Below are 5,195 nucleotides of genomic sequence, written 5' to 3'. Positions count from 1 at the left end.
GCGGAAACGATGATAGCTTGCTATCAGGCGTCGAGCGGCGGACGGGTGAGTAACGCGTGGGAATCTACCTAGTAGTGGGGGATAGCCCGGAGAAATTCGGATTAATACCGCATACACCCTACGGGGAAAAGGGGGCCTCTTCTTGAAAGCTCTCGCTATTGGATGAGCCCGCGTCGGATTAGCTAGTTGGTAGGGTAAAGGCCTACCAAGGCGACGATCCGTAGCTGGTCTGAGAGGATGATCAGCCACACTGGGACTGAGACACGGCCCAGACTCCTACGGGAGGCAGCAGTGGGGAATATTGCACAATGGGCGAAAGCCTGATGCAGCCATGCCGCGTGTGTGAAGAAGGCCTTAGGGTTGTAAAGCACTTTCAGTTGGGAGGAAAGGTTGTAGGTTAATACCCTGCAGCTGTGACGTTACCAACAGAAGAAGCACCGGCTAACTCCGTGCCAGCAGCCGCGGTAATACGGAGGGTGCAAGCGTTAATCGGAATTACTGGGCGTAAAGCGTGCGTAGGCGGTTTGTTAAGTGGGATGTGAAAGCCCCGGGCTCAACCTGGGAACTGCATCCCGAACTGATTGACTAGAGTGCGGTAGAGGGGAGTGGAATTTCCTGTGTAGCGGTGAAATGCGTAGATATAGGAAGGAACACCAGTGGCGAAGGCGACTCCCTGGACTGACACTGACGCTGAGGTACGAAAGCGTGGGGAGCAAACAGGATTAGATACCCTGGTAGTCCACGCCGTAAACGATGAGAACTAGCCGTTGGGGAGCTTGACTCTTTAGTGGCGCAGCTAACGCAATAAGTTCTCCGCCTGGGGAGTACGGTCGCAAGATTAAAACTCAAATGAATTGACGGGGGCCCGCACAAGCGGTGGAGCATGTGGTTTAATTCGAAGCAACGCGAAGAACCTTACCTGGTCTTGACATCCTCAGAACTTTCCAGAGATGGATTGGTGCCTTCGGGAACTGAGTGACAGGTGCTGCATGGCTGTCGTCAGCTCGTGTCGTGAGATGTTGGGTTAAGTCCCGTAACGAGCGCAACCCTTGTCCTTATTTGCCAGCACGTAATGGTGGGAACTTTAAGGAGACTGCCGGTGACAAACCGGAGGAAGGTGGGGACGACGTCAAGTCATCATGGCCCTTACGACCAGGGCTACACACGTGCTACAATGGAGCGTACAAAGGGTTGCCAAGCCGCGAGGTGGAGCTAATCCCATAAAACGTTTCGTAGTCCGGATTGGAGTCTGCAACTCGACTCCATGAAGTCGGAATCGCTAGTAATCGTGAATCAGAATGTCACGGTGAATACGTTCCCGGGCCTTGTACACACCGCCCGTCACACCATGGGAGTGGGTTGCACCAGAAGTAGCTAGTCTAACCTTCGGGAGGACGGTTACCACGGTGTGATTCATGACTGGGGTGAAGTCGTAACAAGGTAGCCCTAGGGGAACCTGGGGCTGGATCACCTCCTTAAACGATGAGACGAAGTCTCTGGATAAGTATCCACACAAATTACTTGATCGCTGTTTAAAGATGCTGGAAAAGCTCAGTAAAGAGCATCCTGAAAGGGTGNTGCTGTTCAGGACGAGATTGGGTCTGTAGCTCAGTTGGTTAGAGCGCACCCCTGATAAGGGTGAGGTCGGCCGTTCAAATCGGCCCAGACCCACCAATTACGGGGCCATAGCTCAGCTGGGAGAGCGCCTGCTTTGCACGCAGGAGGTCGGGAGTTCGATCCTCCCTGGCTCCACCATTAGAAGTTCAGAAAAGAATGCTTGCAGGCTTAGCCTGTCGAGGATTGTTTTCTGGTCTTTGACCAGGGACTTTATGTCCATCGTTCTTTAACAATATGAAACTGTGATAGTAGTACAAAATGTCTACTGGAAATTGCACTTAGCTCTTTGTGCAGTGGAAGGTAGATGCTGAGGATTAATTGAGAAAATCTCAAGTAATTCGGCGAATGTCGTTAAAAATGATCGCTCATGTAATTCAGATGATTTTGGGTTATATGGTCAAGTGATTAAGCGCATACGGTGGATGCCTTGGCAGTTGGAGGCGATGAAAGACGTGATAGCCTGCGAAAAGCTTCGGGGAGGTGGCAAATGACCTTTGATCCGGAGATGTCTGAATGGGGAAACCCACCTGGTGTAAGCCAGGTATCCTTAACTGAATACATAGGTTAAGGAGGCGAACCCGGGGAACTGAAACATCTAAGTACCCGGAGGAAAAGAAATCAACCGAGATTCCGTAAGTAGCGGCGAGCGAACGCGGATTAGCCCTTAAGCTTCTTAAGATTTAGTAGAACGCTCTGGAAAGTGCGGCCGTAGTGGGTGATAGCCCCGTATACGAAAGGTCTTTTGAAGTGAAATCGAGTAGGTCGGAGCACGTGAAACTTTGACTGAATATGGGGGGACCATCCTCCAAGGCTAAATACTCCCAACTGACCGATAGTGAACCAGTACCGTGAGGGAAAGGCGAAAAGAACCCCGTTGAGGGGAGTGAAATAGAACCTGAAACCGTATGCGTACAAGCAGTGGGAGCAGACTTGTTCTGTGACTGCGTACCTTTTGTATAATGGGTCAGCGACTTAATTTCAGTGGCAAGCTTAACCGAATAGGGGAGGCGTAGGGAAACCGAGTCTTAATAGGGCGTCGAGTCGCTGGGATTAGACCCGAAACCGGGCGATCTATCCATGGCCAGGGTGAAGGTTGAGTAACATCAACTGGAGGCCCGAACCCACTGTCGTTGAAAAGCCAGGGGATGAGCTGTGGATCGGAGTGAAAGGCTAATCAAGCCCGGAGATAGCTGGTTCTCCTCGAAAGCTATTTAGGTAGCGCCTCATGTATCACCACCGGGGGTAGAGCACTGTTTGGGCTAGGGGGTCATCCCGACTTACCAACCCCATGCAAACTCCGAATACCGGTGAGTGCAATCATGGGAGACAGACAGCGGGTGCTAACGTCCGTTGTCAAGAGGGAAACAACCCAGACCGCCAGCTAAGGTCCCAAATATCAGTTAAGTGGGAAACGATGTGGGAAGGCTTAGACAGCTAGGAGGTTGGCTTAGAAGCAGCCATCCTTTAAAGAAAGCGTAATAGCTCACTAGTCGAGTCGGCCCGCGCGGAAGATGTAACGGGGCTCAAACTGATAACCGAAGCTGCGGATGCGTGTTTACACGCATGGTAGAGGAGCGTTCTGTAAGCCGTTGAAGGTGAATCGAGAGGTTTGCTGGAGGTATCAGAAGTGCGAATGCTGACATGAGTAACGATAAGGGGAGTGAGAAACTTCCCCGCCGGAAGACCAAGGGTTCCTGCGCAACGTTAATCGGCGCAGGGTGAGTCGGCCCCTAAGGCGAGGGCGAAAGCCGTAGTCGATGGGAAACGGGTTAATATTCCCGTACTTGTATTTACTGCGATGGAGTGACGGAGAAGGCTAGGCCATCAGGGCGTTGGTTGTCCCTGTTTAAGGTTGTAGGCTGAGGACTTAGGTAAATCCGGGTCCTTAAGGCTGAGAACTGATGACGAGTGATCCTTTGGATCGCGAAGTGGTTGATGCCATGCTTCCAGGAAAAACTTCTAAGCTTCAGGTAAATACGAACCGTACCCCAAACCGACACAGGTGGTCAGGTAGAGAATACCAAGGCGCTTGAGAGAACTCGGGTGAAGGAACTAGGCAAAATGGCACCGTAACTTCGGGAGAAGGTGCGCCGCTGATGGTGATGGGACTTGCTCCCTAAGCTGTTGGCGGTCGAAGATACCAGTTGGCTGCGACTGTTTATTAAAAACACAGCACTGTGCAAACACGAAAGTGGACGTATACGGTGTGACGCCTGCCCGGTGCCGGAAGGTTAATTGATGGGGTTAGCTTCGGCGAAGCTCTTGATCGAAGCCCCGGTAAACGGCGGCCGTAACTATAACGGTCCTAAGGTAGCGAAATTCCTTGTCGGGTAAGTTCCGACCTGCACGAATGGCGTAACGATGGCCAAGCTGTCTCCACCCGAGACTCAGTGAAATTGAAATCGCTGTTAAGATGCAGTGTATCCGCGGCTAGACGGAAAGACCCCGTGAACCTTTACTACAGCTTCACACTGGACTTTGAACCTATTTGTGTAGGATAGGTGGGAGGCTTTGAAGCGGTAACGCCAGTTATCGTGGAGCCATCCTTGAAATACCACCCTGGTATGTTTGAGGTTCTAACTCTGGTCCGTTATCCGGATCGAGGACAGTGTGTGGTGGGTAGTTTGACTGGGGCGGTCTCCTCCCAAAGAGTAACGGAGGAGCACGAAGGTGCGCTAAGTACGGTCGGACATCGTACGGTTAGTGTAAAGGCACAAGCGCGCTTGACTGCGAGACTGACAAGTCGAGCAGGTACGAAAGTAGGTCTTAGTGATCCGGTGGTTCTGTATGGAAGGGCCATCGCTCAACGGATAAAAGGTACTCCGGGGATAACAGGCTGATACCGCCCAAGAGTTCACATCGACGGCGGTGTTTGGCACCTCGATGTCGGCTCATCACATCCTGGGGCTGAAGCCGGTCCCAAGGGTATGGCTGTTCGCCATTTAAAGTGGTACGCGAGCTGGGTTTAGAACGTCGTGAGACAGTTCGGTCCCTATCTGCCGTGGACGTTTGAGATTTGAGAAGAGCTGCTCCTAGTACGAGAGGACCGGAGTGGACGAACCTCTGGTGTTCGGGTTGTGTCGCCAGACGCATTGCCCGGTAGCTATGTTCGGACGGGATAACCGCTGAAAGCATCTAAGCGGGAAGCCCCCTTCAAGATGAGATCTCACTGGCCCCTTGAGGGCCCTGAAGAGCCGTTGAAGACTACGACGTTGATAGGCTGGGTGTGTAAGCGTTGTGAGGCGTTGAGCTAACCAGTACTAATTGCTCGTGAGGCTTGACCATATAACGCCAAAGTTATTTGGAAACAGAAGTGATCATAGAGTTCGCGAATTGCGACGAGATTGATCGATTAAGACTCAGTATTACTGACACAGTTTCAGGGTAGGCAGCCAGAGATGGTTGTTTATCCAACCGGTTATGCTTGACGACCATAGCGAGAGTGTCCCACCTGATCCCATCCCGAACTCAGAAGTGAAACCTCTTAGCGCCGATGGTAGTGTGGGGTTTCCCCATGTGAGAGTAGGTCATCGTCAAGCTTTTACACAAAACCCCGATCTGCACAGGTCGGGGTTTTT

The 5,195-nt window shown here is 51.9% G+C and carries 2 tRNA genes and 3 rRNA genes; all 5 read left to right on the top strand.

The annotated features are described in order from the left end of the window. Positions 1–1,478, top strand: a 16S ribosomal RNA gene (locus D0544_RS17010); the annotation flags it as partial. A gap of 119 nt (positions 1,479–1,597) precedes the next feature. Next, positions 1,598–1,674: transfer RNA gene (locus D0544_RS17005), tRNA-Ile, on the top strand. Positions 1,675–1,679: 5 nt separating this feature from the next. Next, positions 1,680–1,755, top strand: a tRNA-Ala gene (locus D0544_RS17000). 257 nt (positions 1,756–2,012) lie between these two features. Beyond that, a 23S ribosomal RNA gene (locus tag D0544_RS16995) occupies positions 2,013–4,902 on the top strand. A gap of 138 nt (positions 4,903–5,040) precedes the next feature. Continuing rightward, positions 5,041–5,156: ribosomal RNA gene (gene rrf / locus D0544_RS16990) — 5S ribosomal RNA — on the top strand. Positions 5,157–5,195: the final 39 nt, after the last annotated feature.

This window comes from Aestuariirhabdus litorea (assembly GCF_003864255.1).
Lineage (GTDB): Bacteria > Pseudomonadota > Gammaproteobacteria > Pseudomonadales > Aestuariirhabdaceae > Aestuariirhabdus > Aestuariirhabdus litorea.
Note: the sequence above shows the minus strand (reverse complement) of the source record. Positions and strands in the feature narration are given on the sequence as shown.